Origin of the sequence: Sulfurospirillum oryzae (assembly GCF_025770725.1) — a bacterium.
Taxonomy (GTDB): domain Bacteria; phylum Campylobacterota; class Campylobacteria; order Campylobacterales; family Sulfurospirillaceae; genus Sulfurospirillum; species Sulfurospirillum oryzae.
This window is the reverse complement of sequence record NZ_JANZKZ010000001.1, coordinates 506,593-532,905: the sequence shown is the minus strand read 5'-3', so window position 1 is coordinate 532,905 and position 26,313 is coordinate 506,593. Positions and strand designations below refer to the sequence as shown.

Annotated in this window: 30 protein-coding genes, 1 tRNA gene and 1 pseudogene; 18 read left to right on the top strand and 14 right to left on the bottom strand. The window is 40.2% G+C overall.

The window, feature by feature from the left end; genetic code table 11:
- Nucleotides 1-2: 2 nt before the first annotated feature.
- Nucleotides 3-953: a TAXI family TRAP transporter solute-binding subunit gene (locus N0B29_RS02585; RefSeq protein ID WP_263832125.1), complete on the bottom strand. Its 951-nt coding sequence runs from the start codon at nt 951-953 to the stop codon at nt 3-5.
- 196 nt (nt 954-1,149) lie between these two features.
- Here N0B29_RS02585 and N0B29_RS02580 point away from each other — a divergent pair.
- The 3 genes from N0B29_RS02580 (at nt 1,150) to N0B29_RS02570 (ending at nt 4,135) form a co-directional block, all read left to right on the top strand.
- Nucleotides 1,150-1,224 (top strand) — tRNA-Asn (locus N0B29_RS02580).
- Between the two features lie 426 nt (nt 1,225-1,650).
- Nucleotides 1,651-3,135, top strand: a complete 1,485-nt coding sequence (locus tag N0B29_RS02575; RefSeq protein ID WP_263832124.1) for an inorganic phosphate transporter — start codon at nt 1,651-1,653, stop codon at nt 3,133-3,135.
- Between the two features lie 70 nt (nt 3,136-3,205).
- Nucleotides 3,206-4,135 carry a lactate/malate family dehydrogenase gene (locus tag N0B29_RS02570; protein ID WP_263832123.1) on the top strand — a complete coding sequence of 310 codons (930 nt, stop codon included), beginning with the start codon at nt 3,206-3,208 and terminating at the stop codon, nt 4,133-4,135.
- On the opposite strand, the gene N0B29_RS02565 is transcribed toward N0B29_RS02570, so the two are convergent.
- Nucleotides 4,132-6,498, bottom strand: a complete 2,367-nt coding sequence (locus N0B29_RS02565) for a phosphoketolase family protein (protein WP_263832122.1) — start codon at nt 6,496-6,498, stop codon at nt 4,132-4,134. The genes N0B29_RS02570 and N0B29_RS02565 overlap by 4 nt on opposite strands.
- 108 nt (nt 6,499-6,606) lie before the next feature.
- Here N0B29_RS02565 and N0B29_RS02560 point away from each other — a divergent pair, with 108 nt between their 5' ends.
- Nucleotides 6,607-7,371: a dimethylarginine dimethylaminohydrolase family protein gene (locus N0B29_RS02560; protein WP_263832121.1), complete on the top strand. Its 765-nt coding sequence runs from the start codon at nt 6,607-6,609 to the stop codon at nt 7,369-7,371.
- On the opposite strand, the gene N0B29_RS02555 is transcribed toward N0B29_RS02560, so the two are convergent.
- The 4 genes from N0B29_RS02555 to N0B29_RS02540 form a co-directional block, all read right to left on the bottom strand.
- Nucleotides 7,368-8,576, bottom strand: coding sequence for a hypothetical protein (locus tag N0B29_RS02555; protein WP_263832120.1), 1,209 nt, complete (start codon nt 8,574-8,576; stop codon nt 7,368-7,370). The genes N0B29_RS02560 and N0B29_RS02555 overlap by 4 nt on opposite strands.
- 316 nt (nt 8,577-8,892) lie before the next feature.
- Nucleotides 8,893-9,111 (bottom strand): VOC family protein, encoded by a 219-nt coding sequence (locus N0B29_RS02550; RefSeq protein WP_263832119.1) that lies wholly within the window; start codon nt 9,109-9,111, stop codon nt 8,893-8,895.
- Nucleotides 9,112-9,164: 53 nt separating this feature from the next.
- Nucleotides 9,165-9,743: a DJ-1/PfpI family protein gene (locus N0B29_RS02545; protein WP_263832118.1), complete on the bottom strand. Its 579-nt coding sequence runs from the start codon at nt 9,741-9,743 to the stop codon at nt 9,165-9,167.
- A gap of 112 nt (nt 9,744-9,855) precedes the next feature.
- On the bottom strand, nt 9,856-11,697 hold the full coding sequence (locus N0B29_RS02540) for a PhoX family protein (RefSeq protein ID WP_263832117.1): 1,842 nt from the start codon (nt 11,695-11,697) through the stop codon (nt 9,856-9,858).
- A gap of 157 nt (nt 11,698-11,854) precedes the next feature.
- Between N0B29_RS02540 and N0B29_RS02535 the strand changes: the two genes are divergently transcribed.
- Nucleotides 11,855-11,983 carry a hypothetical protein gene (locus tag N0B29_RS02535; RefSeq protein ID WP_263832116.1) on the top strand — a complete coding sequence of 43 codons (129 nt, stop codon included), beginning with the start codon at nt 11,855-11,857 and terminating at the stop codon, nt 11,981-11,983.
- A gap of 43 nt (nt 11,984-12,026) precedes the next feature.
- A complete protein-coding gene (locus tag N0B29_RS02530) occupies nt 12,027-12,398 on the top strand; it encodes a hypothetical protein (RefSeq protein WP_263832115.1) in 372 nt (123 codons plus the stop codon).
- Here N0B29_RS02530 and N0B29_RS02525 read toward each other — a convergent pair.
- A complete protein-coding gene (locus N0B29_RS02525; protein WP_263832114.1) occupies nt 12,395-12,751 on the bottom strand; it encodes a hypothetical protein in 357 nt (118 codons plus the stop codon). The two genes, N0B29_RS02530 and N0B29_RS02525, sit on opposite strands and share 4 nt — an antisense overlap.
- 164 nt (nt 12,752-12,915) lie before the next feature.
- On the opposite strand from N0B29_RS02525, the gene N0B29_RS02520 reads away from it, so the two are divergent.
- Nucleotides 12,916-14,220 (top strand): EAL domain-containing protein, encoded by a 1,305-nt coding sequence (locus tag N0B29_RS02520; protein ID WP_263832113.1) that lies wholly within the window; start codon nt 12,916-12,918, stop codon nt 14,218-14,220.
- Nucleotides 14,221-14,239: 19 nt separating this feature from the next.
- Here N0B29_RS02520 and N0B29_RS02515 read toward each other — a convergent pair whose 3' ends face one another.
- The 3 genes from N0B29_RS02515 to N0B29_RS02505 form a co-directional block, all read right to left on the bottom strand.
- Nucleotides 14,240-14,590: a hypothetical protein gene (locus tag N0B29_RS02515; RefSeq protein ID WP_263832112.1), complete on the bottom strand. Its 351-nt coding sequence runs from the start codon at nt 14,588-14,590 to the stop codon at nt 14,240-14,242.
- Nucleotides 14,591-14,727: 137 nt separating this feature from the next.
- A complete protein-coding gene (gene trxC / locus N0B29_RS02510) occupies nt 14,728-15,150 on the bottom strand; it encodes a thioredoxin TrxC (RefSeq protein ID WP_263832111.1) in 423 nt (140 codons plus the stop codon).
- Nucleotides 15,151-15,153: 3 nt separating this feature from the next.
- Nucleotides 15,154-15,990: a DUF4392 domain-containing protein gene (locus tag N0B29_RS02505; RefSeq protein WP_263832110.1), complete on the bottom strand. Its 837-nt coding sequence runs from the start codon at nt 15,988-15,990 to the stop codon at nt 15,154-15,156.
- Between the two features lie 80 nt (nt 15,991-16,070).
- Between N0B29_RS02505 and N0B29_RS02500 the strand changes: the two genes are divergently transcribed.
- A complete protein-coding gene (locus tag N0B29_RS02500) occupies nt 16,071-16,838 on the top strand; it encodes a putative hydro-lyase (RefSeq protein WP_263832109.1) in 768 nt (255 codons plus the stop codon).
- A gap of 4 nt (nt 16,839-16,842) precedes the next feature.
- Here N0B29_RS02500 and N0B29_RS02495 read toward each other — a convergent pair whose 3' ends face one another.
- Entirely contained in the window at nt 16,843-17,742 is a 900-nt protein-coding gene (locus tag N0B29_RS02495) for a polysaccharide deacetylase family protein (RefSeq protein ID WP_263832108.1), read from the bottom strand.
- An 80-nt stretch (nt 17,743-17,822) separates the two neighbouring features.
- Here N0B29_RS02495 and N0B29_RS02490 point away from each other — a divergent pair, with 80 nt between their 5' ends.
- Nucleotides 17,823-18,137 (top strand): hypothetical protein, encoded by a 315-nt coding sequence (locus N0B29_RS02490; protein ID WP_263832107.1) that lies wholly within the window; start codon nt 17,823-17,825, stop codon nt 18,135-18,137.
- Nucleotides 18,138-18,554 carry an ester cyclase gene (locus tag N0B29_RS02485; RefSeq protein WP_263832106.1) on the top strand — a complete coding sequence of 139 codons (417 nt, stop codon included), beginning with the start codon at nt 18,138-18,140 and terminating at the stop codon, nt 18,552-18,554.
- Here N0B29_RS02485 and N0B29_RS02480 read toward each other — a convergent pair.
- From N0B29_RS02480 to N0B29_RS02470, 3 genes are read right to left on the bottom strand one after another with little or no spacing between them, the layout of a single operon-like run.
- Nucleotides 18,532-19,404, bottom strand: coding sequence for a DMT family transporter (locus tag N0B29_RS02480; protein WP_263832105.1), 873 nt, complete (start codon nt 19,402-19,404; stop codon nt 18,532-18,534). The two genes, N0B29_RS02485 and N0B29_RS02480, sit on opposite strands and share 23 nt — an antisense overlap.
- Before the next feature lie 4 nt (nt 19,405-19,408).
- The gene (locus tag N0B29_RS02475; protein WP_263832104.1) at nt 19,409-19,642 is read right to left on the bottom strand and encodes a VF530 family protein; all 234 of its coding nucleotides are present in this window, start codon (nt 19,640-19,642) and stop codon (nt 19,409-19,411) included.
- Nucleotides 19,643-19,697: 55 nt separating this feature from the next.
- Nucleotides 19,698-20,453 (bottom strand): SDR family oxidoreductase, encoded by a 756-nt coding sequence (locus N0B29_RS02470; protein ID WP_263832103.1) that lies wholly within the window; start codon nt 20,451-20,453, stop codon nt 19,698-19,700.
- A gap of 266 nt (nt 20,454-20,719) precedes the next feature.
- On the opposite strand from N0B29_RS02470, the gene N0B29_RS02465 reads away from it, so the two are divergent.
- The 8 genes and pseudogenes from N0B29_RS02465 (at nt 20,720) to N0B29_RS02435 (ending at nt 26,208) form a co-directional block, all read left to right on the top strand.
- A complete protein-coding gene (locus tag N0B29_RS02465; protein ID WP_263832102.1) occupies nt 20,720-20,944 on the top strand; it encodes a hypothetical protein in 225 nt (74 codons plus the stop codon).
- On the top strand, nt 20,937-21,593 hold the full coding sequence (locus tag N0B29_RS02460; RefSeq protein ID WP_263832101.1) for a hypothetical protein: 657 nt from the start codon (nt 20,937-20,939) through the stop codon (nt 21,591-21,593). The genes N0B29_RS02465 and N0B29_RS02460 overlap by 8 nt, the downstream gene beginning before the upstream one ends.
- 67 nt (nt 21,594-21,660) lie before the next feature.
- Nucleotides 21,661-22,788 carry a branched-chain amino acid ABC transporter substrate-binding protein gene (locus N0B29_RS02455; RefSeq protein WP_263832100.1) on the top strand — a complete coding sequence of 376 codons (1,128 nt, stop codon included), beginning with the start codon at nt 21,661-21,663 and terminating at the stop codon, nt 22,786-22,788.
- Between the two features lie 79 nt (nt 22,789-22,867).
- Nucleotides 22,868-23,770, top strand: coding sequence for a branched-chain amino acid ABC transporter permease (locus N0B29_RS02450; protein WP_263832099.1), 903 nt, complete (start codon nt 22,868-22,870; stop codon nt 23,768-23,770).
- Nucleotides 23,767-24,720, top strand: a complete 954-nt coding sequence (locus N0B29_RS02445; RefSeq protein WP_263832098.1) for a branched-chain amino acid ABC transporter permease — start codon at nt 23,767-23,769, stop codon at nt 24,718-24,720. Before N0B29_RS02450 ends, N0B29_RS02445 begins: the two co-directional genes overlap by 4 nt.
- A 41-nt stretch (nt 24,721-24,761) precedes the next feature.
- Nucleotides 24,762-25,247, top strand: a pseudogene (locus tag N0B29_RS13050) (ABC transporter ATP-binding protein); the annotation flags it as partial.
- Between the two features lie 72 nt (nt 25,248-25,319).
- Nucleotides 25,320-25,499: an ABC transporter ATP-binding protein C-terminal domain-containing protein gene (locus tag N0B29_RS13045; RefSeq protein ID WP_438874157.1), complete on the top strand. Its 180-nt coding sequence runs from the start codon at nt 25,320-25,322 to the stop codon at nt 25,497-25,499.
- On the top strand, nt 25,492-26,208 hold the full coding sequence (locus N0B29_RS02435) for an ABC transporter ATP-binding protein (protein ID WP_263832096.1): 717 nt from the start codon (nt 25,492-25,494) through the stop codon (nt 26,206-26,208). The genes N0B29_RS13045 and N0B29_RS02435 overlap by 8 nt, the downstream gene beginning before the upstream one ends.
- Nucleotides 26,209-26,313 lie beyond the last annotated feature (105 nt).

Here is a 26,313-nt window from a genome sequence, read left to right as displayed (position 1 = left end):
TTTTATAAAAGTCCTGCTTCTTTAAAAGCTCGAATGGCACCAGGATGTTGGGGTGCACTTAAACCTTCAAGAAGACTTTGTTTTGTAATCGTTTTGTAGGCTGGATGAAGTTCTTTGAATTTCTCGAAGTTGTCAAGAATGGCTTTGGTGACTTGATAGACGGTCTCTTCTTTTACTTTGCTATTGGTTACAAGAACAGCTTTCACCCCAATACTTGGAACATCATTTGGAACACCTCTGTAAAATGTTTTAGAGATAAAGCCTTTTGCGTAATAGGGATATTTTTTCAAAAGAGCATCGATGCTAGGGCCTTCGATAGGAACAATAGAGATGTCAACAACGTTAGCCGCATCTTTAATGTTAGCCGTTGGATGTCCCGCTAGAAAAAAATAACCATCTATTTGATTGTGTTGTAGCAGCGTTGGTCCATCAGATGATTTAAGCTCATTCGTTGGGGCAAGAGCAGAGAGTTTCATGCCAAAAGCATCAAAGACAATATTTGCTGTAAAGCGTGTACCTGAGCCTGGTGAATCAAGATTAATCTTTTTCCCTTTGAGATCAGTTATCTTTTTGATGTCTGATTTTTGACTGACAACAAGGGCTAAAAGCTCAGGATAGATTGCTATAACACTTTTAAGCTCTGGTATCGCAGCAGCTCCCTCAAATTTGCCTTCACCTCTATAGGCTTGATAAACAGTATCGCTTTGTGCAATGCCAAAGTCAAGTTCACCTGCTTTAATTGTATTGACATTATAAATAGAGCCAGCGGTGGATTCTACAGAGCATCGAATATTGGTCTCTTTTTTATTTTTATTCACCATTTGGCAGATTGATCCACCTGTTGGGTAGTATGTTCCCGTTACACTACCTGTTCCAATAGTAATAAATTCTGCGGCAAACATAGAAAGACTGAACGTTCCGACAAGTGCTAGTGTAGCAAGTTTTCTATGCATACCAACTCCCTGAAATCAAATATCACACATATCGTACAACCTTTTTTCTTACCTTTTCTTGAATAAATATGTATTACTATGTAAGATTTATAGGTCTTGTAAAAATTGTTTGTACAAACTCTTTTTGGTGTATTTTTGAAATACATCTTGACAATAAAGTATTTTTTGACTATAATTTCGACCTCATTCAAAGTGTTCCGAATTAGCTCAGCGGTAGAGTAGGTGACTGTTAATCACTTGGTCGCAGGTTCGAATCCTGCATTCGGAGCCACTCTTTTTTTAAATCTCCTAAAGTCCAATGTAACAAATCAACAAAATTTTTCAGAGTAACTAAAATTTTAGTAATGATTTATAATTTATTTACTAATGGTTCATATCTTATTTATTATAATCGTTTATACTTTCATTACCAAGACAAAAACCTCCTTTTTGTACATAATCTCCAATTTTATACATAACGCTCAGTCTACCCAACCTGAGCGTTATGTTAGTTTTTTAAACATTCAAAATGTGAAAATCCCAAAACAACTCTTTAAAATGCCAAACCTCTAGCTTTTTAATCATTTGTTTATATTTTATTGCACCGCTCTTATTATTTCAATCCAAAAAATACTCAAAAAAATATTTCCAATTAAAGCAAATTGACTAGATTTATTAGATAAAGTTACAATACTAACAACAATTAGGATGATAATATATGTCTGTACTTTGGAATGCTTTAAATGATGTCAGCGCTCTTACGATAGCCTTATTGCTTTTATCGTTAGGGATTGCTTTATTTTATGAAATGATTAATGGTTTTCACGATACTGCGAATGCAGTCGCAATGATTATTTACACGCACTCGATGAAGGCGAAGTATTCTGTCATTATGTCTGGTATTATGAACTTTTTAGGTGTTTTAATGGGCGGTATCGGTGTTGCTTACGCCATCGTTCACTTGCTTCCACTCGACATTATGGTGGAAACAAATCAAAATGCCGCACTTGCGATGGTTTATTCACTTCTTATTTCTGCTGTTATATGGAATTTTGGTACATGGTATTTTGCTTTGCCAGTATCAAGTTCTCATTCACTTATTGGCTCTATTATTGGCGTTAGTGCCACATTTGGTATTGTTAATGGGTTTGATCTTTCGCATAGCGTGAATTGGAAAGTTGTTTATACGGTCTTAACGGGCTTGGCTTTATCGCCAGTTATAGGATTTGTTTTTGCATTAGTGCTTATGAAATTAGCAAGAAAATATATTGACAATCCAAAACTTTTCAAGTCTCCCAATGATGAAGATAAAAGAAAACATCCTAGTTTCCTAGCGCGAATGGGAATCGTCGCAACAGGGGCAGGTGTTAGTTTTGCGCATGGTTCAAATGATGGACAAAAGGGTATAGGTCTTATTATGATCATCCTTATTGGTATTTTGCCAAATTATTATGCGTTAGATATGAACTCACATCACTATAAGATTATTCAAACCAAAGATGCTGCCAATAACTTAGCACGGTTTTATGCAGATAACAATGAAAAAATTGCACAGCTTGTCAATGAAAAGCGTCTCATTAGTGCGTTAAAAACAAAGAATACGATTGCAGAATGTAACGTAGACCAAGTTGCCGCTACCACATCTCTTGTTGCTTCAAAACTTGATGGATTAAGTTCGTATTCACAGCTTTCTCCTAAGGATAGATGGAGCATTCGTACCTCTATTTTATGTTCAGATAACTTCTTTGCTCAAGCTGAAAAAATTTATCTCTTAACAGACAAAGATAAGTCTGATTACATAGCCAATCAGCGAAAATACCTTGTCGCTTCTATTGAGTATGCCCCTTATTGGGTTATCATGGCGGTTGCTTTTGCTATAGGAATTGGCACGATGATAGGATACCAAAGGATTGTACATACCATTGGTGAAAAAATTGGTTCAAAGCCGATTAATTATATGCAAGGAACTGTCGCACAAGCGACTGCGATGATTACAATTTTATTGGCGAACTTTGCGCATGCTCCTGTTAGTACAACGCATATTCTCTCCAGTGCAGTCACAGGCTCCATGGTAGCAGAACCTGATGGCGGTGTGCAAAAAGGCACGGTAAAAGTCATTGTGCTTTCATGGCTCTTCACGTTACCGGTTACAGCATTACTCGGTTCTGGGATATATTTAGGGCTTAATTTTTTCCTAAAATAAGATGATTATTTTTTAAGACACCCCTTGCTCCAAAGGATGTTATAATTTTGCATTATTTCAAAGGAAATGTATGCGTGTAGGAATTATCGGAGCGGGTGGCGTTGGTGTTGAGTTAGTGAATTACCTCTTAACGCTTGGCAATATGAGTGAAATCACTTTGGTCAATCGCAATAAAGAGAAAGCTTGGGCAGAGATCGAAGATTTTTCGTATGTCGCTTCTTTTACGTATGCACGAAACACACGCTTGCATCATGGTGACTATGCCGATTGCAAGGAGTGTGATGTTATTGTCATCACCGCAGGTGTTCAACTCAAAGGTAATCAAACCAGAGATGAACTCTTAGGTGAAAACGCTTCACTGATTAAAAGTATGGTGCGCGAACTTCATCACTATGCCCCCAATGCTATTCTTATCATGGTGACCAACCCCGTAGATGTTTTAACGCATATCGCTTTTAAAGAGGGGCTTTACCCAAGAGAGCGCCTTATCAGTGCGGGGACATTGGTTGATACGGCACGTTTTATGAAAATTGTCAGTAAAAAAGTAGGGATAGACCCTAAAAATATTTATGGTTTTGTTTTGGGCGAACATGGAAAAGGAAGTACGATTCCTTGGAGTATTTGCAATATTTGTGGTTTAGACGTCGATACGTTTTGTGAACTCAATGGCTTACCACCGCTGGATAAAGAACAAATTTACCACGATGTCATCAATGCTGGCTTTGAGATTTTCCACAAAAAAGGCAATACCAATCACAGCATAGCGGCAAGTGTTTTTCGCATCATTCGTGCGATTGCCAACAACGAACACTCTGTACTTCCTCTTGGTGTTTACTTAGAAGGTGAGTATGGGCTTCGCGATGTCGTGCTTAATGTTCCCGTTGTCGTAAACAAAGCGGGGGCTAGTAAAATCCTCAATTACAAACTTTTACCTGAAGAGCTTGAAGCGTTACATGTAAGCGCAAAAGTCATGCAAAAAATGGCGCGCGAGGTGCTTTAAAGCGACCTCGTCCACTTCCAGTTTAAAATCTCCGGCATATCTTGACCGTACGCTTCAATGTATGTTTTATGCTCAAGCAGTTTTGCGCGCATTTTTTGTCTAATAGACTCTGCATGAGCGTGCATTTTAGGTACGCGATCCATCACATCCATAACCAAATGAAATCTGTCCATATCGTTGAGTACAACCATATCAAAGGGCGTTGTGGTCGTTCCCTCTTCTTTATACCCTCTTACATGTAAATGGTCGTGATTGGCTCTTCGGTACGCCAAACGGTGAATCAACCACGGATAACCATGATACGCAAAGATGGTAGGGGTATCTTTAGGAAAGAGGGCGTTAAAGGCTTCATGTGACAGTCCATGAGGATGCTCTTCTTGGGGTTCAAGTGCCATAAGGTCAACAACATTGATAAAACGAATTTTGAGCTCAGGTGCCAAGTCGTGTAAAATACTCACCGCTGCGAGCATTTCTAACGTTGGGACATCGCCACAACATGCCATCACCACATCAGGCTCGTCCCCTTTATCATTGCTTGCCCACTCCCAAATACCAATGCCTTTTTCACAATGTTCTATCGCTTCTTTCATACCAAGCCACTGTAATTCAGGCTGTTTTCCCGCAACGATGACATTGATGGAGTCACGACTTTTAAGACAATGTTCCCCAACCCATAAAAGTGTGTTGGCATCGGGTGGAAAGTAGACATTGACGATGTGTGCTTTTTTGTTCACGACGACATCGATAAAGCCAGGGTCTTGGTGTGAAAAACCGTTGTGGTCTTGACGCCAAACGTGTGAGGTCAAAAGATAGTTGAGCGATGCAATAGGTTTACGCCATGGGATTTCACGACTGGTCACTTTAAGCCATTTTGCATGTTGGTTGAACATGGAGTCGATGATGTGGATAAATGCCTCATAACACGAGAAAAAGCCATGACGTCCCGTGAGTAGATAACCCTCTAACCAGCCTTGGCAGGTATGTTCGGAGAGAATTTCCATGACTCTACCATCTTGGGCAAGGTGGTCATCTGTGTCGTAATGCTCTGCCATCCAAACGCGGTTAGTCACTTCAAAAAGCGCACCTAGGCGATTGGATGCCGTTTCATCGGGTCCAAAAACGCGAAAATTTTGCATATTAGAAGCCATCACATCACGCAGGTAATTTCCTAAAGTACGTGTGGATTCGCAGGTGACAAAACCTGGGGCTTTGACCTCTACTGCATATTTTTTAAAATCAGGCACGTGTAACTCTTTGAGTAAAGCCCCACCATTGGTATGAGGATTTGCTCCCATGCGTTTTTCGCCTTGTGGAGCAAGAGATGCGAGCTTGGGAATAAGTTTTCCATTTTTATCAAAAAGCTCTTCGGGTTTATAACTTTTCATCCAGTTTTCAAGAATGGTAATGTGCTCAGGTTTTTTATCAAGCTCGGAAAGTGGCACTTGGTGTGAACGCCATGAACCTTCGGTTTTGAGTCCATCAACCTCTTTAGGACCTGTCCAGCCTTTGGGACTACGTAAAATAATTATAGGCCAGCGAGGACGCTTTGTATTGCCTTTATTTCGGGCTTCATGCCAAATGGTTTTAATTTTGAGGGTTATGGCATCCAAGGTTTCTGCCATTTTTTGATGCATCGCCATGGGCTCATCGCCCTCAACAAAGTAGGGTTCATACCCATATCCCACAAAGAGTTTTTCAAGCTCATCGTGCGAGATGCGCGCAAGTACGGTTGGATTGGCGATTTTGTAGCCGTTGAGGTGTAAGATGGGAAGCACTGCGCCATCACGTTTTGGGTCTAAAAATTTGTTGGAGTGCCACGCTGTAGCCAGAGGTCCTGTTTCAGCTTCGCCATCACCGACTACACAACACGCGATAAGTTCAGGGTTGTCAAATACCGCACCATAAGCATGCGACACCGCATACCCAAGCTCACCTCCCTCATGGATGGAACCGGGTGTTTGGGGCGCGGCATGGCTTGGAATGCCGCCCGGAAATGAGAATTGTTTGAAGAGTTTTTGCATACCTTTTTCATCTTGTGAGATTTCAGGATAGACTTCACTGTAGATTCCCTCCAAGTAAGTGTTGGCAACCACAGCAGGCCCTCCATGCCCAGGCCCTGCGATAAAGAGCATGTTAAGATCATCTTTTTGAATGATACGGTTTAGATGCGCGTAGATAAAATTAAGCCCTGGTGTTGTGCCCCAATGCCCAAGAAGGCGCGGTTTGATATGTTTTAATGTCAAAGGTTGTTTAAGCAGCGGGTTATCGAGCAGGTAAATTTGCCCAACAGAAAGATAATTGGCTGCACGCCAATACGCGTTAATGTGCTCTAGTTCAGATGATGAAAGCGGTTCATGTTTCATGGTATCCTCCAGCGAAGATGAGTCGTAAGGTTATGCTACTTCAATTTTACTTAAAGCACATTGGTGTTGTGTTATCATTTTATCTTTAACTGACACAAGGATCTTTAAATGCTTATGGCGATTACCCATCTTCCATCTCCAAATTTACAAAACTGCGAGCTTACGTTTTTAGAAAGTGAAGCGATTGACATTGAAAAGGCCAATGTTCAACATCAAAATTATCGCTCCATGCTGGAGCGTTGTGGGGCAAAGGTCATTACGTTAGATGAAAATATCGCACTGCCCGATAGTGTTTTTGTGGAAGATCCCATCATTGTTTTTGATGAGGTCGCCGTGTTGACCTCTATGGGTGTGGAGTCACGCAGAGCCGAGAGTGCATCTATGGGAAAAGTCTTTTCGCAGTACCGCAAAATAGAGCGAATCACATTACCCGCAAAAATTGAAGGTGGCGATGTTTTGAAAGTAGGTAAAAAAATCTTTGTAGGTGAGTCATCACGTACCAATCAAGAGGGCATTCAAGCACTCGAAGCGATCATCAAGCCTTTGGGTTATGAGGTCATCGCGGTGAAAGTTTTTGGATGTTTGCATCTCAAAACAGGCGTTACAGCATTGGACAATCAAACGATTTTTATCAATTCTAACTGGGTGGATGTAGAAGCATTTAAAGGTTTTTCTAAAATCGAAGCACTCAGCGATGAGCCTTTTGGCGTCAATGTGCTGAAAATCGGCAACATCCTTTGCATGAACGAAGCATTTCCTAAAAGCATTGCGCTGGTAAAATCGCTGGGCTACAGGGTTGAAACAGTCAATATCAGTGAGTTTGTAAAGGCTGAGGCAGGGCTAACCTGCATGAGCGTGCTGTTTAAAAGTTAAATCTCAATTTTTTCAATTATTTCTAAGTCTTTTCCAAAAATTTCTTGATAGGCATTTAAAAATTCATCTTTATCTCTATAAGCTCTGAATAGAGGCCATTCCTCATACGCATGTTCAGGTAATTCTTGATTGTCTTTTCCAATTGTTTTCATTAACTTATAAACTTTTTCATCGTTTTCTTGAAGTACAGCGACAGCTAACTTGAATGTTATACTACAAGAACTCCAATCATCTTTTGAAATAACTTCTTTACACTTTTCATGGTCTCCACTTAATTTATATGCTAAAGCTCTATTAATAAGTAAGACTCTTTTGTTAACATCACTGTGATGACTTTTAAGTATTATTAATGAAAAATCAAGAAGAATTTTTGCTAAATCATATTGTTTATTAGCAAGAAGTTCATAAGTAGTATCTATTAAATTACTGTCTGCATTTTCTAAATCATCTTTCAAAACTTTTCTCCATAAAACATGAGCTAACTTAAAGCCTAATTCGTACAAGCATAAATAAACATTTTTCAAATAATGTTTATTAACCTGAATAATATTATTTACCTTTTCTTCTGTTTGGATATTATTTAACTTACATGTTTTGAGATATTGGTTTGAAACAATACCATCATTATGTACTAATAAATTTCTTCTTTCAGTAATTTCAATAAATTCTGGCCAAATTTTTAAATCTTTTGTTAGCAGTATATTGAATTTGTTTTCCATATATTTAAATTGTTCGGCATGGCTTTTTCTTAAAACAGATTCAATCTCTTTTTCCAAAATATACTCTCTTGCATCATTAATGGACGCAAATTCAATAAGCTCTTTAAACTGTAATTCGCGTTCACTTGAATTAAGTAATTCGGGATGTAAGGTATATAATGCTCTTAATAATTTTCCTAAAAAAGCGTCATATGCAGAAACATAAGAAACTAAAAAATTTTTTGGTAATTGCGATAAGGCGATTTTTAAATGATCAACTCTCTTTTTCTTTCTATTTATGTGTTTTGAAAATTTTATAGGAAGATTAAAGCTTTTGTGTCCATCATCATCATCAATTTCTTCTCCATATTTTTCAAGAAATATTTTGACGCCGTCATTTGCTAATTGAGTAGCATCAATTGTACTTTTCATAACTATTGGTAATGAATAATAAATAGAGTCAAGTTGATTGATATAAGATTCAAGAATCTGATTAATACTAGTCAAATAATATCTCCTCTAAATAAATTATAATTTTGAACAATATAATAACTTAAAATTATTAATTTTACTCTTTTTTGTAGATTGGTTAAGTTATTAGGTACTTAAAATTGAAAGACTCGTTAACTTTTTACATTGCCTAGCACATTGGCATTAGCTCATTAGCGACTTTGATGATGTTTCCCATCGGGGGTCACGAAAATAGACAGAAAGTCAGTAAAGTAGTTCATGTCTAGCTCTATTTATTTTAAAGGTCATTCAATACAAACAACACCGCAATGATGTAAATACTCTAAAAACTGCTCGATTGGCATGTGCGTGATCAAGCATAGATCGGTTGAGTCTGCGGTTGGATGTATGGTTTTTGGTTTAAACTCATGCCTATTTCATCCAAATTGATTTTGCTGTGTCCAAATTTGAGTGCTTTGAATCTTTTAAAAGCTATCTTTTCCATCTGTAAGACGTTTGTGTAAAAAGCACAACTTCGCTTGATACTTGCAACCGTTAAGACAAGATGGTCTAAGTGCGTAATGAGTGACATAATATTTCCTTAGAAAGTGAGGAGTAAACTTACTCCTCACTATAGAAGAAATTTTAAAGCGTGATTTTAGTTCCCAAAACGACTAAGAATTTGGCGATCCATTGTGGATGAGCAGGCCATGCAGGAGCGGTGACAAGGTTTCCATCAACAGCAGCTTCAGTCACTTCGATGGATTTGTATGTTCCTCCCGCTTTGGTGACTTCAGGTGCGCACGCAGGGTAGGCGGAACAACTTTTGCCACCTAAAACGTCAGCGGCTGCTAAGAGTTGTGCTCCATGGCAAATCGCAGCGATAGGCTTATTTGCTTTGGCAAAATGGCGTACAATGTCAAGCACTTTCTCATTCAGTCTAAGGTACTCAGGAGCGCGACCACCAGGGATGACAAGGGCGTCAAACGCTTCAGCTTTGATGGCATCAAATGTACCGTTAAGGGTAAAATTGTGTCCCGGTTTTTCGCTATAGGTTTGGTCACCTTCAAAGTCATGCACCGCCGTGCGGATAAACTCACCTGCTTTTTTGTTAGGGCAAACAGCTGTGACGGTGTGTCCCACAGCTGCCAACGCTTGAAAAGGCACCATAATTTCATAATCTTCTACATAGTCTCCGACGATAAAGAGAATTTTTTTTGGCATCATGACTCCTTAATAATGAGATATTTTTCATTATAATATTTTGAGATTACATAAAGAGCACTGTTTTTTACTTTTTTCATAAATGAAAGAATGTTTTAAACATACTCAGATACTAAAGCCCTGGTATGCCATAAAGGTAACCAACGGGTGCTTGAAATTTATCGATTTTAGGGGCAACTTTAATTTGAAGCACCTTGTCCATGGTTTTGATAAAATCACCTTGATGTTGGGCGTTGCTCATGATGTACGCATAGCCGTTTATATTTTCAACCACTTGCAATCCTGTTGACTCCGCACCTGCTGGGATAGAAAGAATGCGTGAAAGTTTTTTCGTGTCGATGTTGTATGCCCACAAGTAGTTGTTCACATGTGCGCCACTGTCTTCACCGATGAAAAGCGTACGCATTGCTGATGAGTAAAAGAGGTTGTCTGTGTTGGCAATTTTGTCAACTGCGCAGGTGTTCCCAAAAAGATCGGCAGGGACTTCTTGTCCTAAAAGAGGAGCGGGGACATACATTGAGGTTGGGACAAATTCACTTTTGATAGCTTCTCCATTCGTGTCAGAAACCCCAGATGCTAGCGATAACTCGTAAGTTCCACCACAACGATTTTTAGCAACTCTAATGTCATCTTTGCCAAAACTTGCATCTTTAGTCATACCTTTTTCGATGTAAGACATGGCGATGTAGAGTTTTTTATCTTTTTTGTTAAAGGCAACACCTTCCATTTTGTTAAACTCGGTTGTTGCTCCAAGGTAAGCGGCATAACGTCTGGTCTCTAAAAAGGCTGCGGCACGTTCCATATTTGGTTTGAGTTTGATGTACTCAATTTCAGAGTGACCCGCTTTGATTGCTTTAAATCCTTCATGCTTTTGAGGGTCATACTCTGCGGGCGAATACGCCTCAAAGATGTCATCAAAGCTTAGATTTTCTTTCCATCGCCATACCTCTTCGCTACTGGCGTGTCCTAGTTTGATCCAACTCAGAGTTGCTTGACCGCCATCTTTGGCATTATCTTCATTGGTTTGATTCCAGATTGCTGCGTAGAGTGTACCGCTGTCGAGTTCTTTTTCGCCATCTCCTATGTACATGTAAAGACCAACTTGTGTGCCATCATCGCCAAAAAAGGCGGTTTTCTTGTCACTCATGATTTTAGACATTTCCCATGTGGCTCGACCCATCGCATAGTGTTTTTTAACAGAGGTTTTGCCATTGGGTTTGACAGTGACTTCGGTGATGTAGCCATAGTCATAAGCTTTCGCCTCTTTTTTACCTTCAAAGTAGAGCTCACTCATTGCTTTGAGCCCTTTTTGTGCTCGTTGATACTCTTTTCCACTTGCCTTTGTAAAGAAAAGATCATAATCTTCTTCGCTTCCTAAGTGAGTGTTCCACGGTGTTTGAGAACCTGCACATGGTATCCAGATGCCACCAACCTTTGAAAAATCGATGGGGTATTGATCGACAGCTTTGAGCTTGCCATCCACAGGATTTTGACGAAGAGATGTGAGTGTCATGCTCATCGGTGCTCGCTCATGCCAAACATCTGTTTTCTCAGCCGAAGAACCATTGCTTAAAATCCAGTCGTATTCATAATGCGTTACAAGGTAAAGTGAGCCTTCAACATTTAAAAGCGAGTTGCTATCGGGAGTCTCAGCGATGAGGGGCTTACCAAAAGGGTCGAGCAGAGGTTTCATGGAAGCGGAGTAAAGCTGTCCAGCAGGGTTTTTGCTTGTGCCAACTTTATCTTTAACACCAAAAAGCGTTTCATACGAAAGCGCTCTTTCGATCTTGCCACCACTTTGTGTATGGATGATGACTTTAGCTTCCGAGTAGGTTTTTGCCATCTGTTCAGGCGTTGTTGGCGCATTCATGCCGATGAATTCTACGCTGGTGCCTGCGCATAGGCTTGATGCAACTAAAGAAAGAGAGATACAGAGTGTTTTGAGTGATTTCACGAGAGAGCCTCCACTAAAAATTTTAATAACACAATCGTAGAGAAGAAAAGTTACAAGCATGTTACAATCTTAAAAAATAGCGTTAGATCAATGATGCCATAGAAAACTTGAAGAAAGCTGTTTTACAATAGTGAAATTATACCCTAAGGAGAAAAAGATGAAAAATTTTTTACTGGCGACAATGATGTTATGCCTTGCAACATGGGGTTTTGCTAAAGAAGGCTTTGTTTCGTACGTGGTGGATGGCAAAACGTATGAGGGTTACTATACGACACTCTCTAAATAGGTATGTTTTTTGCTTGTATCTTTACATGTAAAAGGAGTTTTCCATGGATAACAGACTATTTCAAGTTGATCCCTATGCCGGTATCAGTTATGGGCTTTATAATTCGATCAAGGGTGATAAAGGAAGCTTTGAGGATTTCTTACTTCATTATGATTCAACAGGGGCAAACAAAGATGATAGTTCATGGCTGACAAAACTCATTAAAGAAGACACCAACAATGCGCTTAGTTCTCCAGAAGTCTGGAATGCTATGAATACGCTAGGCATAAATGGACTGGATCTTTTAGGTGCGGGAAGTTCATCTGATTTTTTTGACACCCAAGCAAGCGCGCTTAAACTTCAACTGATGCAAGCCTTTAGTAAACGAGAAGACTATGCTAAAATGAAGCCTCTCCTTGAACAATTGATGGGTTAACGACAAACGTAATTAATAATATCTAGCTCAACGGTACCCATCGTTGGTTGGTACCATTGGGATGGATTTGCGGGTTGTATTTCCCTTGCCGATCTCGTGCTCGTTCCCAGTTGTCTTATATAGCGTGAAGGACAATTGACTTCGGCTTTAATATATAAAATTGTGTCAAAACTTTGACGTCTTAATATAATGTAATTTGTTGTTGCTTGTTTTCCTTCTTCTAAAACATAGTATTTATAAATATCTTTATAAGCGATGCGCGGGATTTCAATTTCTTGAGATTTACTCATAGCGTAGGTGTTTAAAAGTACCATAAATCCACAAATAAGCAGAAATTTTTTTTGTTTGAACATACGCTTCCTCCTCTGTTAAATCTCATTTTATTGTAGCAAAAGCAGACTCAATCTGACATTAGAGTGTTATTTTTAGCAATGAAAGTGTCACAATTTTACAATTTATTAATCTTTGGATACAATGGTTAGTACACATTGTCACACGTTTGTATAAAGGGCTTTGCATGGAGAATAGCATAGAAAAAGAGCAAGAACAAAAAGATAAGATCAAACTTCTCTCTAATGAACTCAAAAAAGTTCAAAAAAATCTTGTAGAACAGTTTTATACTGACCCACTGACTCGTTTGCCGAACCTTTATAGATTGCGCCATGATCTTGAAGAAATCAATAACTTCACACTCATTATCGCCAATATTGATAACTTTAAATTACTTAATGATTTTTATGGTTTTGTCGTGGGAGATTTCATTTTAGAGTCATTTGCTAAAACACTTAAAGTTGAGCTTCAAGATGTTGCAGTATACCGTATTGCTGGCGATGAATTTGCTATTTTAGTGCCTGAGCGAATGAGCTTTTATCTGCTTAAAAATTATCTCATACACCTTTCCAAACAGCTCACACATTTGAAATACGCCTATGCTCAAACAGAGATTTATGTAGATTGTACACTCTCTTCAAGTGCGAGTTTCACGAATGATGACATCTTTTCTAAAGTGAGTATGGCTTTGAAATATGCCAAAAAAGAGCAGTTGAAATTTTGGATCTATGAAGACACAATGAATTTTTCGCAAGAGTATGAGAACAACCTCAAGTATGCAACAAAAGTGCGTAAAGCTATTGTTGATTATTCAGGCATCGTGCCTTATTTTCAGCCGATTATCGACAATGAAACCAATGAAATTATAAAATTTGAAGCGCTCTCCCGCTTGATTGACGAAGAGGGGGTTATCCACTCACCGCACAACTTTATTCCGGTTGCGAAGATGATTAAAGTGTATGACAAGATCACGATGACAATCATTGATAAAAGCTTTAAGGTCTTTGAAACACATCCGTTTGACTTTAGCATCAACCTCTCGTTTGAGGACATTATTAACCAAGAGATTTACGATTTTATTATCCGAAAATTGCGCGACTCAAATATGGGACATCGAGTTACTTTTGAGCTTTTAGAGTCCGAAAAAGTCAATGACTTTAATAAAGTAATGCACTTTTTCAATGAGATTAAACGTTATGGGGCAAAAGTAGCCATCGATGATTTTGGAAGCGGGTTTTCTAACTTCTCCTACATAACCAAACTCAATCCTGATTTTCTTAAAATTGATGGCAGCCTCATCAAAGACATTGACCAAGATAAAAATGCACAAATTATCGTTGAGACTATTGTGAATTTTTCTAAAAAACTTGGCATTCAAACTGTTGCTGAGTTTGTACACTCTAGCACCGTTCTCTCTACGGTTAAACAACTGGGTATTGACTACTCGCAGGGCTATTATATCGACATGCCATCCCCTCAAATCGTCATGTAAATATTTTTACATGTAAGCTTTAGGCAACTTCCATATCCCAAAGTATTGAGACGCCATATTCGAGATCGGGGATGATGTATTTAAAATACTCGCTCGTTCCTTTCCTGCCATGCAAACGCACAGCAATTTGCCCCTCTTTTAGAAGTTGCTTCATCTCGTATTCGCTGAGGCTTCGCTTGTTCCAGCGTAAAAAAGTGTTGGAGTAAACCCGAAACCGACACGTTGCATCGCTACTAAAAACATAGTCATCGTTAATATCACGCTCTTTTTTCGCATGCTCACAACGGTAAAGATTGACCTTTTGACCTTGAATGGTCAGCTTTTGCGACATCACCGCTCCGCCACAATACGGGCACTTGCCAAGAACCATCACACACCTCAATGTTGATTTATGAGTATATGGTAGCAAAGTGGGAAAAGAGGGGTTGAAAATATTGCAATTTGAAAGATTTTATTTTTTGGGAGTAGTTAAAGTAAGTAACTTTTTTGGAAAGATTAAGAGAGGTTTTACAAAAACCTCTCCACAAAACGATCCAAACCTTCATGATTCATAGCTCCGCTAACGCGCTCAATCTCTTTGCCGTCTTTAAAGACGATAAGCGTTGGAATGGAGCGAATTTTAAAGCGCGAAGCGAGGAATTGCTCGGCTTCCGTGTCAACTTTGGCAAATAAAACACGAAGCGGGTAAGCGCGTGCGGCTTGTTCATAGATGGGGGCGAACATTTTGCACGGTCCGCACCAAGGCGCCCAAAAGTCCACGATGACGGGAACATCGGTACTCTCTAAGACAGCCTCAAGGTTATCGCTTGTAAGCGCTAGTGGGTGTGGGTCAAGCAAGGAAGCTTTGCATTTACCGCAGTTTGCTTTTTTATAGACTTCTTGTTTTGGGACATTATTGGTTGCGAGGCAAGAGGGACAAATCACTTTCATAGGTTATCCTTTTGTTGCATAGTCTTTAAGTGCTTGGAGAATTTCAGGCTCCAACGACCACTCTTTACCATCGACGGACATAACAGATTCTCGTTTGATGCCATCGACTGAGCCTTTGGAAACAATGAATTCGAGGTATTTTTCAACCTCTTCAAAACTTGGTAGAACATTTATATGTAAAGATTTTTCAAGCTCTGCAATGAATCCATAACCTCCCCAGTTAGAAACCGAAGCGATCATTGGGTAGTCGCAAGGAATGACACAGTAGTCGTAAAAAAACTCTTTATTTTTGAGTATTTCTGCAAAGCTTCCCATGCCCACTTCATTGCCGCCATCACCTATGCCAAAGCTAGGGGCTGTTTTGCTTCCTTTTTTAAAAAGTTCATCCACTGGAGCAGTAAATTCTTTGATGTCAACACCGCGAGCGTTGAGGTAACGCCCTTCATGGTTTTGTCCGCATCGTTCGATGGAGAGGTGGCAAATAGGCTTATAGGTATTTAAAATCATCGTGCTCTCTTCATCACTTAGTCCGGAAAGTGGAATGTAGAGTGTTTTGACATCGGGGAAATAGTCTTCGCAAAAAGAATCGGTGATAATGACAGGCGTATAACCCAGTTTTAAAAATGCTTTGGCTAAAAAGTATGCGCCCAAAGGTCCATCGGTCTCGGCATAGCCAGCAACGTAAAAGCCAGTATAGATGAAAACAACGCCTTTTTCGAGCTTTAAAAAAGCATTAACAGCATGTTTGGTGTGTTCATTGGGAAAATGTGCCTGAATTTTGTCCATATTGCGGGTTGAGTGTTGGAGAACGATCTCTTCAATGGTATGAAAATTATGCATGAAAGCCTTTACATGTAAAAAGTTAACTGGAAAAATTGTATCTAAAATTTGATACAATTTAACCAAAAAAAGGGATTAAAATGTGTCCAAAAGAGTTGCGCTCTAAGATTGCTAAAGGCGAATTTACAAGACCGACCGCGGGCGAATGTCCTGGTTACATCCAGATGAATATGGTAGCCCTTCCAAGGGAGTACGCCAAACGTTTTGAAGCGTTTGCCAAAGAAAACTCCAAAGCTATTCCAGTACTTGAAGTGATTCACGAGGGACATATCTCCAAAGTGCTCGCTCCTGGCGCTGATATCTTAAAAGAGATTCCAAAATACAACATTTTGCGCGATGGTGTTTTGGTCGAGACCGTGACAGACATCACCCCTTTTTATACACCTGATTTGGTTTTTTTCTTGATCGGTTGCAGTTTTTCATTTGAAAATGCACTCATTGAAAATGGTATGCCGCTTCGCCATGTTGATCAACAAAAGAATGTGGCAATGTATAGAACCAACATTAAACTCAAGAGCGTTGAAGGTTTTGAGGGTGAAATGGTAGTAAGTATGCGCCCGATTAAAAAAGAAAAAGTCGCCGATGCGTGTGTGGTTACGAGCCATTACCCGCGTATGCATGGCTCGCCGATACAAGTTGGCTACCCTGAAATGATCGGCATTAATGATGTTGCGCACCCTGATTACGGTGATGCGGTGGAGATCAAAGCAGATGAAATTCCTCTTTTTTGGCCGTGTGGTGTCACACCTCAAAACGTCATTACCAGTATGAAACTTCCTTTTGCGATCACCCACTCACCGGGGCATATGTTTGTGACCGATAAAAAAGACAGCGAGTACTACGAATAAAATCTTATTGGACAAATGCTTCTTGAATAGGCTTAAATCGGTAGGTTTTGAGCACTTCAGGAAGCTTTTTCTCCAGCATCTCTATGCCTTGAGGTTCATTTTTATTGCCATGAATAAGGATGAAGCTTCCCGTTTTGATAGGCTCATTTTTAGCAACCCACGCATTAGCCCCCAATGGAATTAAAAAGTAGGTTTCCCTAAGCTCTCGCATCAATTTTTCATCGGCAATAAGTCCGGGAAAGCGAAAGAATACGGAGGGCGTAATGCCAACTTCAAGCAGTTTTTTCTCTACACCAAGGATTTCACTTTTGACATTGGTGTTTACATGTAACATAAAATTTTCACGATCAGGAAGGTTACGGTCATAAAAATGGGTATGCGTGTGGTTCACCCAAGTGATCTCTAAGAGTGGATTGTGAAGAAGTGTTTCAAACTCTTTTTCATGGTGCTCTTTCCACGCCGAACTGATGGCGATTGCGATGGGTGTTTTGCCATTTTGTTTTGTAAGATGCTCTATAAACTCACTCTCATACCCTTTTTTCTGTGAAGGGCAAAGATCCATTGTAAGGTATATTGCTTTATCGTTTTGCGTTGTCGCATGCGTCGCACCACCTTTTACATGTAAAGATGTAGCGTCACTCAGTTGTTTTGCAAAGGGTGTTTTTGCAAAGTTTTCATCTAAAGGCATCAGCTTTGAAGCGTCAAGCGAGAGTACTTTTGTTTGCAGGGTTTGTGTGTTTGTGGTAAGGTAAAAGGTGACACCACTCAGTTTAAGGCGGCGTGAGACGAGAAAGAAAGTATTGTTTTCTTGGTACTGTTTTACAAATACTTCGTAGTGCTCAATGTGCTCAATGGCGAAGAGTGGAAGCCAACATAACGCTAGAGATAAAATCACTCGTAACATACAAACTCCTTTTAAAAGAATTTTAGCTCTTTTTTGAAAAAATATGATTATAATTTCGCTAAATATTGTCTAGGCGGTGTTTGAGTTTTCAAACGGATTTGAAGGCGGTAACGCCTAAGAGAAATAATGAGAATGAGAGAATGACGGTCAACGAAGCAGTTTTAGAGATGCGTTATAGTGGAATCCCTGAAGAGGACATCGAAGAGATTCTTGAGATTTGCAAGAAAAAAGGGCTCAGTCCTCAGAACATCGACAAAGAGCTTGAAACCAGAGGCTTGGATAAAGTTTTTGAATTTGAGTACGATGCAAGTGAGAGTTGGTTTGAAGGTGGCGCAAGTGCTGCACCTGCACACAAGACACCTGTAAAACAGGGACTAGAAAAGGAAAAAAAATAGATGGCAAAGCAGATAAGACAACTGATCGAAGAGTACTATGAGGTGCTTTGGAATGAGAAAAAACTTGACCAAGCACACAAATTTTTAGACCCTTCACTGAATTTTAGAGGCTCTTTAGGTATGAGAGTCGATAGCATCAATGGTTTTTGCGACTATGCCAAGATGCTTTTTAGTGCTTTTCCTAACCTTTACCATGTCATTGAAGACATTGTTATTGAAGGTGATAAAGCCGCTGTAAGACTGGTGTATACAGCAACACACTCTGGAAAACTTTTTGGATTTGAGCCAACGGGCAATCGTATCCGTTACTCAGGTGCCTGCTTTTTTAAATTTGAAAATGAAAAAATTGTCGACGCGTGGGTTTTAGGTGACCTTAATGCGTTGTACGGACAGCTTAACGCGGCTGAGCATCATTAAATTTCGCCTCTTTATACGCCATCATTGAGTGAACGACCAAAGTCACAACGATGATGGCTCCTCCTATAAGAGTATTGATATGCGGTTTTTCATCCATTAAAATCCAGACCCAAAAGGGTGCTAGGACGGGTTCAATAATCGTCAAGAGTGCCACTTCCACCGAAGGTAAAACTTTCGTCCCCATGCCAATAAATGCCCGTGAAAGCGGCGTAAGCAACGCTCCCATAAAGACAATAATCCAAAGTGAATAGCTATCGGGAACAATAATCGGAGCTGTAAGAGCTGCTAAAAGTGAAGCGATGAGTGCTCCCGTTCCAAAACAGGCAAGGCGGTTAGCCTCTTTATCTCGCTCCAAAACCGAGAGCATCGACACAAAAGCAAACACACAGCCAAAGGCGTAGAGATTTCCTTCCATATTACCCAGTTCTAGGTCATTGAACAAAATAATAGCAAGCCCTATGAAAACAAAAAAGATTGCCCTAAAGGTACGGCGTGGTGTTTTTTGTTTGAAAAAGATAAATGCGATCATCGCACTCACCAAAGGACCTGTGCTTAAAATAAATACCGCACTAGCCACACTGGTATGTTTGATGGCAAGAATAAACAAAAGATTGCTCAGACCGATGCAAAGACCGCTCCATAAAATAGAAGTGAGATGGTTTTTATAGAGAGTCACAATGCTGTTTTGATGCTTTGAGTACAAGGTAATGTTCATCGTTAAAAACATGCACAGACCAAAGTAAAAGGTAAAGTTCTGAGCAGGCACATGCGTCATTTTAATCAGTGGCGATTCAAAGCTCATAAGAAGCATGCCTAGGGTGGTAATTCCAAAGGCTTTGGAGTAGCTCATGGAATTACTTTGTATGATTTTTACGAAAGTTAATGTAGAGTTTTTCGATTTTTTCGCGTGCCCAAGGGGTCTTTCGGAAAAACTTTAGGCATGAGTTGATGCTAGGATTAACATGAAAACAGTTCATCCGCATCATTTCATCCAGTTTTTCCCAGCCATAATGCGCTTGTAATTCTGTGATGAGTTTCTCTAGCGTGACACCATGAAGGGGATTGTTGTTGTGTTCGTTTTGATTCATTGATTCCTCAAAAATGGGTTTACATGTAAGGAAAAATCCTTACATGTAAAAAGATTTAATTGTTGCGCTCTACACTAAGACCTGCATAACTTTGAACGGTTGGCATGATCTCGATACGGTTGACATTCACATGGGAAGGAAGTTCCGCAAGTGTGAAAATAGCGTTAGCGATGTCCTCTTTGGAAAGCGGTGTGGTGTTTTGATACACAGAGTCCGCTTTTGCTTTATCGCCTTTAAAGCGTACATCGGAAAATTCGGTGAGTGAAAAGCCCGGTTCTATGTTGGTCACACGAACGTGTGTGCCTTTAAGATCGGTTCTAAGGTTAAGTGAGAACTGTTTGACAAACGCTTTGGTCGCACCGTACACATTGCCACCTTCATAAGGCCAGCTACCAGCGGTTGAGCCAATATTAAAGATGTAACCCGTTTTGCGCTCGACCATAATAGGAAGAACCGCTTTGGTAACGTAGAGCAAACCTTTGATGTTGGTGTCAATCATCTTCTCCCAATCATCCAAACTGGCTTCATTGGCATGTTCTAAGCCCAAAGCAAGACCCGCGTTATTGACCAAAATATCAATGTTTTTATACTCTTTTGGCAAAGACGAGATCGCATTAAATACCTCTTCTTTTTGGGTCACATCAAAACAAAGAGGCAGTATATCGCAGGTGGACAAACGCTCTTTAAGTGCCTCCAATCGTTCTTTGCGACGACCTGTGACGATGACTTTATAGCCAGCTTTAGCGAACTTTTCAGCGGTTGCTTCTCCAAAGCCTGAAGTAGCACCGGTAATCAAGACGATTTTTGACATGCGCATCCTTTACATTTTTTTCAATTATAGCAAAGTGAGTTGTAATGATACCTTTGGTAACTTGGTCAAAAAATGTTTTCAGGACTCAATACACTAAAATTTGCCTTAAAATGGCTCTTATGAATGGGTGAATTCAAGAAATCATACGCTTTGTTTAAAATTTCATCATCGAAATTTGAGTAAATTTCACAAAAATGTATTAAGATTTCCTTGTTGAACAAAAAGTACTACTTTTAGTATTCCTAAAATTTACTAAGGTGAGCGACGTGGCAAAACAGAAATTTGGCAGAGAGATTATTCAAAGTGTGATTGAAAAAAATCAGACCAAGAAACGTGAGATTGCGCAACTGACCATCAAGATTGATGCGAAGCTCGACATCGCCCTTGGTAAACTCTCCAATTCACTTAATATCTCAAAAAACAGACTCATTGAAGACATCTTAATGGAAAGTGGCATTATACAAGAAGTTGAGGAAAACTATTATGAGTAATTTTCCAGCGCAAACCGTTGTTGTGCAAGCCATTTTGGATGGTATCAGTAAAGCGGAACAAAACTTTCTTTTTTGGACGAACAACAGACTTTCACTCTCTAACGGTCCTCAAAAAATTCTCTCCATTCATGTCGCACAAGCCTTGAGCTGTATTGAAAATGCGCCTGAAGTTTTCATCGATGCTACGGTTTCAGATATTTTGCGTTGTTCTCTGCCCAATCGTAAAGCCTTTAAAGCTTTTATGGAAAAAAATGCGCTCTCTCAAGGTGTTTTTAGCATTACGTTAGATGAGAGGTCTGTGCATCAAAACCACAATGACTCCATTTCAAGAGTGATTATAACACTGAAAAATGGTGTGTGCAATGTAAAGGCTGAGTATAGTTTTGAGATAGAACGTTTGTGCAAAATGCTTCAGCGAAAAAGCAAGGAAGACTCAACGCTTGATTATGGTGTGTTTGCATTTTATTCAGACCTTTCACCCCAAGCACGAAAAAAGCTAACAAAACGCGTTCCTGAGATCATTGCCAGTTTTGATGAGGTGGTGAGCCATTTCCCAATGCTTCAGTCTAAATGGATCGCAACGCCAATACGCGAAGTTGAGGAGGTGGGTGAGTGGATGGCAGGATGTTATGTGATAGAGCCTAAATAAAGTCTGATTTCACTGCTTTACATGTAAAGTGCTGAAATGAGATTTTAAAATTTTAAAAGGAGTGAGAATGAAGAAAATGTTTCCAAAGTTGACTGCTTCTTTAGCAGTATGTTCGGTGCTTGTCAGTGCAAGTATTGCAGCAGATGTGATTAAAATTGGTGTTCAAGCACCCATTACGGGGCAGTATGCCAATGAAGGTCAAAGCATCGACAACGGCGTTAAGCTTATCGTTGATCAATACAATGCCAAAGGTGGCGTTTTAGGCAAAAAAATCGAAGTTGTAACGTGCGATGACCAAGGTACCGCACAACAAGCAGCGATTTGTGCGAAAAAACTGGTCAATGAAGGCGTTAAAGCGGTCATTGGTTCTTACACTTCAGGTGCAACCGAAGCGGCACAAACGACCTATAACAGAGCAGGCGTGCTTCAAACCAGCGATGGTACGAGTGACTCTTTGATCGCACACAAATACTGGACATTTTTCAGAAATTCATTCCCAAACAGTGCTGAAGCAGACTACACAGCGAAATATTTTGTGGACGGAAAACAGTACAAAAAAATCGTTATTCTCTCAGACTATTCAAGCTATTCAACTGACTTAGCCGATGCTACAATCAAAGCGCTTAAAGCTAAAAATGCCAACATCATTTATGAAGGCAAAATCAAATCAGGCTCTCAAAACTTTACAGCGACTTTGACAAAAATCAAATCAATGGATCCCGATGTTATCTATTTTAGTGGCTACTACACAGATGGTGGATTATTGCGTGCGCAACAAATTCAGCTTGGCATCAAAGCGGACTTTGTTGGTGGTGACTCCAATGACAACCCTGATTACATGAAACTAGCAGGCGATAGTGCCAAAGGAACACTCCTTATCAACGTTCCAACGCCAGATCTTTTACCGTATGACATCGCTAAAACCTTTTTAGTGGACTACAAAGCAAAATTCAACATGATGCCAGCTTCTATCTGGTCACTTATGAATGTTGATGGTCTTCGTGCGATTCTCCATACAATGGAGCAAACCAAATCAGAAGATACTAAAGTCATCGCTGAGAACTTGCACAAACTCAAAGATTTCCCAGGCATTACAGGCCCTGTGACCTTTAGAGAAGATGGTGAGCGCATTGGCGGAGGCTACATGACTTATGAAGTTCAAGCAGATAAGAGCTATAAGATCGTCTATCAATAAGTATTTTGCGGATATAACTCGCATTGCCAAGGAGAAAGTTTCTCTTTGGCATGCAATTACATTAGGATAAGGTTATCTTATGGATATTTTCTTACAACAAATGGTCAATGGCCTTACGATTGGAAGCCTCTATGCGCTTGTAGCTCTTGGGTACACAATGGTTTATGGCGTTATGCGACTGATCAACTTCGCGCACGGTGACCTCGTTGCTTTTTCAGCCTTTATAGGGCTCAGTGTTTATGCCCAAATTTTTGGAGAGAGTGTTACTTCATTGATTGCGGTCATCACAGTTTTTGTTTTTACGGCTGCTATCGTTGCTTTTGTGGGTGTGCTTCTTGAACGTCTCGCATACAGACCTTTACGAACAGCACCACGTTTAAGTGCCGTGGTTTCAGCTTTAGGCGCAGGATTGGTGATTCAAAATTCCATTATGCTCATTTGGGGACCCAATATGAAGATATTTCCTTCCGACCTTTTCCCTTCAACGATTTGGGAGATCGGTGGCATTGTCATTACCTTTACGCAAGTGATGATTTTGGGGCTTTCATCGGTTTTGATGGTAGGGCTTTACTTTTTTATTCACCAAACAAAAATTGGCACGGCTATTCGAGCCGTCGCGATTGATCAAGACGCGGCAAAGCTGATGGGCATTAATGTGGGTCGCATTATTATGATTATCTTCATCATAGGCTCAACTTTGGGAGCTGTAGCGGGGCTTTTCATAGGAACGTACTATCGAGGTGTTACGTTTGATATGGGCTGGATGTATGGACTCAATGCCTTTGTTGCGGCAATTATGGGAGGCATTGGCAATATTCCTGGTGCGATGCTTGGAGGTCTTCTTTTGGGACTTTTTAATGCCATGATTACAGGCTACATCTCAACCCAATGGGCAGAAACGTTTACATTTGTGCTTCTCATTGTGATTCTTGTCTTTAGACCAACGGGCATCCTTGGCGAAACTGTGGCGGAGAAAGTATGATGAATAAAACCAGTCTTATAGCGATGACGCTACTTATTTTCATGGGCTTCTTCCCACTCTTTGTGGACTCTGCATGGTTGGCGGTAGGAACAACCTTTTTGGTCTTCTCTGTCGTGGCACTTTCTCAAGACATCATCTTGGGGCGCGCGGGTGTTTTTCACATGGGCCATGCGATGTTTTTTGGACTTGGAGCCTACACAACCGCTATTTTGAATGTTCACTTTGGACTTCCCATTTTAGCAACATGGGCGCCTGCGGTACTGGTTCCTATGTTGGTTGCTTTTATTTTGGTATTCCCCATCATTCATCTTCGAGGAGACTACTTATTGGTGGCAACCATTGGCTTTAACATCATCTTTATTCAAGTGTTGCAAAACGATGTTTTTGGCTTAACCGGAGGTCCAAACGGTCTCTTTGGCATTGATGTTGTAAGGGTACTTGGCTTTGACTTTTCTTCTCAAACGCACATGTATTATATGGCGTTTATCCTTTTGGGCATAACACTGTTTATCATGCGAAATTTAGATCGTAGTAAATTTGGGCGAGCGATGTTTTACATTCATAAAGATGAAATTGCCGCGCAAAGTATGGGGATCAATGTGCGTTACTACAAACTCTATGCTTTTATTTTGGGCGCAGGTATTGCAGGGGCGGCGGGTAGTATGTTTTCGGTGCAGTACTCAGCGGTCAGTCCAGAAGCGTTTAATGTCACACAGTCCATTATGTTCTTTACGATTGTTTTGGTAGGCGGTTCTGCTTCCTTGCCGGGTGTTTTAATCGGTACTTTTGTCATGTTTGTATTGCCTGAAATGTTTAGAGAGTTTGAGACAGCGCGTTACTTGGTCTTTGGTATCGCGATGATTTTGACGATGATTTTAAGACCGCGTGGTATTTGGCCTGTTCGCTTTGGTAACATTCCAAGCTTCCTTAAAAAGGAGGAGGTCAAATGAGCGAGTATATCTTAGAAATTAGCCATGTGAGTAAGTATTTTCAAGGACTCGTTGCCATTAACGATCTCTCTATGAAGGTCAAAAAAGGGCAGATATATGGCATTATCGGACCTAATGGTGCGGGAAAAACAACTTTGTTTAACTGCATAACAGGCATTTATCGCCCTGAAATTGGGCAAATTTTGTGGAAAGGTCACGATATTAAGGGCATTAATCCTTATAAAATTGCGGAACTTGGCATTTTGAGAACTTTTCAAACCATTCGTCTGTTTGCTGAGATGAGCGTGGCAGAAAACATTATGTCAGGTCGTCACATCAAGTCTAAACAGCGTTGGTACAACGGGGTGATTCCTACTCCTGCGTATTACAGAGATGAAAAAGAGAATTGGGAAAAAGTAGGCGAATTGATGGCGTTTTTCAACCTTTCAGAGTATGCCTCAACCCCTGCGGGCGATCTCTCCTATGGCATTCAGCGTCGTATCGAGATGGCAAGAGCGCTTGCGGCAGAGCCTGAGCTTCTCATTTTGGATGAACCTGCTGCGGGTCTGAATGAAAACGAGACGTTGGAGCTTACCCAAACCATTCGCAAAATTCAAGCGATGGGTGTGACCATCATGATGATTGAACATGACATGGAGATGGTCATGAGTTTGACCGAATACATCACGGTCATTAACTTTGGAGCAAAAATAAGCGAAGGTGTACCATCCTTTGTTCAAGACGATCCTGTCGTTATAGAAGCGTACATTGGAAGTGATGAGGATGACGAAGATGAATGAGAAATTACTCGAAGTAAAAGGCTTACATGTAAACTATGGAGCCATCGAAGCGATTAAAGGCATTGATCTTTACGTCAATAAGGGTGAAGTGGTTACGATATTAGGTGCTAATGGCGCAGGGAAAACCACAACGCTTCGTACCATCAGCGGACTTTTGAAATCAAGTTCTGGAAGCATTCTTTTTGATGGCAAAGAGATCACGCAAACACCTGCGCATGAGATTGTGAGTCTTGGCATGAGCCATTCACCTGAGGGAAGACGTGTTTTTGGGACACTCAGTGTGGAAGAGAACTTAATGATGGGTGCGTACAGTTTGAAAAAGTACGATGAGCAAACGCTTGAATGGATTTACCAAATATTACCTCGTCTGCATGAGCGCAAAAAACAGCTTGCGGGAACGCTTAGTGGTGGCGAACAGCAGATGTTAGCCATCGGTAGAGCCATTATGAGTAAGCCAAAACTCCTCATCCTTGATGAACCAAGCCTTGGGCTTGCGCCTGTTTTGGTCAAGGTGATTTTTAAAGCGATTAAAGAAATCAGTAAGTCAGGTGTTACCGTATTGCTCGTTGAGCAAAATGCCAAAGCGGCACTCAAACTTGCCAATCGCGGCTATGTTTTAGAACTTGGAAAAATAACACACAGTGGAAACAGTGAGGAGTTATTGAACTCAGAAATGATACAAGAGGCGTATTTGGGTAAGAAAAAGTAAGGTTACATGTAAAAGCCGTCTGCCGTTTTGGCAGGCGGTTTTTTTTGCCCAATTTTTCTATGACAAAAAAAGTACTACTTTTAGTACTACTAAATTAATATAAAA

What these genes read in the sequence shown, in the direction of transcription:
- N0B29_RS02585 (WP_263832125.1), bottom strand. Translation starts at nt 953, where the DNA reads ATGCATAGAAAACTTGCTACACTAGCACTTGTCGGAACGTTCAGTCTT.
- N0B29_RS02575 (WP_263832124.1), top strand. Translation starts at nt 1,651, where the DNA reads ATGTCTGTACTTTGGAATGCTTTAAATGATGTCAGCGCTCTTACGATA.
- N0B29_RS02570 (WP_263832123.1), top strand. Translation starts at nt 3,206, where the DNA reads ATGCGTGTAGGAATTATCGGAGCGGGTGGCGTTGGTGTTGAGTTAGTG.
- N0B29_RS02565 (WP_263832122.1), bottom strand. Translation starts at nt 6,498, where the DNA reads ATGAAACATGAACCGCTTTCATCATCTGAACTAGAGCACATTAACGCG.
- N0B29_RS02560 (WP_263832121.1), top strand. Translation starts at nt 6,607, where the DNA reads ATGCTTATGGCGATTACCCATCTTCCATCTCCAAATTTACAAAACTGC.
- N0B29_RS02550 (WP_263832119.1), bottom strand. Translation starts at nt 9,111, where the DNA reads ATGTCACTCATTACGCACTTAGACCATCTTGTCTTAACGGTTGCAAGT.
- N0B29_RS02545 (WP_263832118.1), bottom strand. Translation starts at nt 9,743, where the DNA reads ATGCCAAAAAAAATTCTCTTTATCGTCGGAGACTATGTAGAAGATTAT.
- N0B29_RS02535 (WP_263832116.1), top strand. Translation starts at nt 11,855, where the DNA reads ATGAAAAATTTTTTACTGGCGACAATGATGTTATGCCTTGCAACATGG.
- N0B29_RS02530 (WP_263832115.1), top strand. Translation starts at nt 12,027, where the DNA reads ATGGATAACAGACTATTTCAAGTTGATCCCTATGCCGGTATCAGTTAT.
- N0B29_RS02525 (WP_263832114.1), bottom strand. Translation starts at nt 12,751, where the DNA reads ATGTTCAAACAAAAAAAATTTCTGCTTATTTGTGGATTTATGGTACTT.
- N0B29_RS02520 (WP_263832113.1), top strand. Translation starts at nt 12,916, where the DNA reads ATGGAGAATAGCATAGAAAAAGAGCAAGAACAAAAAGATAAGATCAAA.
- N0B29_RS02515 (WP_263832112.1), bottom strand. Translation starts at nt 14,590, where the DNA reads ATGGTTCTTGGCAAGTGCCCGTATTGTGGCGGAGCGGTGATGTCGCAA.
- trxC (WP_263832111.1), bottom strand. Translation starts at nt 15,150, where the DNA reads ATGAAAGTGATTTGTCCCTCTTGCCTCGCAACCAATAATGTCCCAAAA.
- N0B29_RS02505 (WP_263832110.1), bottom strand. Translation starts at nt 15,990, where the DNA reads ATGCATAATTTTCATACCATTGAAGAGATCGTTCTCCAACACTCAACC.
- N0B29_RS02500 (WP_263832109.1), top strand. Translation starts at nt 16,071, where the DNA reads ATGTGTCCAAAAGAGTTGCGCTCTAAGATTGCTAAAGGCGAATTTACA.
- N0B29_RS02495 (WP_263832108.1), bottom strand. Translation starts at nt 17,742, where the DNA reads ATGTTACGAGTGATTTTATCTCTAGCGTTATGTTGGCTTCCACTCTTC.
- N0B29_RS02485 (WP_263832106.1), top strand. Translation starts at nt 18,138, where the DNA reads ATGGCAAAGCAGATAAGACAACTGATCGAAGAGTACTATGAGGTGCTT.
- N0B29_RS02480 (WP_263832105.1), bottom strand. Translation starts at nt 19,404, where the DNA reads ATGAGCTACTCCAAAGCCTTTGGAATTACCACCCTAGGCATGCTTCTT.
- N0B29_RS02475 (WP_263832104.1), bottom strand. Translation starts at nt 19,642, where the DNA reads ATGAATCAAAACGAACACAACAACAATCCCCTTCATGGTGTCACGCTA.
- N0B29_RS02470 (WP_263832103.1), bottom strand. Translation starts at nt 20,453, where the DNA reads ATGTCAAAAATCGTCTTGATTACCGGTGCTACTTCAGGCTTTGGAGAA.
- N0B29_RS02460 (WP_263832101.1), top strand. Translation starts at nt 20,937, where the DNA reads ATGAGTAATTTTCCAGCGCAAACCGTTGTTGTGCAAGCCATTTTGGAT.
- N0B29_RS02455 (WP_263832100.1), top strand. Translation starts at nt 21,661, where the DNA reads ATGAAGAAAATGTTTCCAAAGTTGACTGCTTCTTTAGCAGTATGTTCG.
- N0B29_RS02450 (WP_263832099.1), top strand. Translation starts at nt 22,868, where the DNA reads ATGGATATTTTCTTACAACAAATGGTCAATGGCCTTACGATTGGAAGC.
- N0B29_RS02445 (WP_263832098.1), top strand. Translation starts at nt 23,767, where the DNA reads ATGATGAATAAAACCAGTCTTATAGCGATGACGCTACTTATTTTCATG.
- N0B29_RS13045 (WP_438874157.1), top strand. Translation starts at nt 25,320, where the DNA reads ATGGGTGTGACCATCATGATGATTGAACATGACATGGAGATGGTCATG.
- N0B29_RS02435 (WP_263832096.1), top strand. Translation starts at nt 25,492, where the DNA reads ATGAATGAGAAATTACTCGAAGTAAAAGGCTTACATGTAAACTATGGA.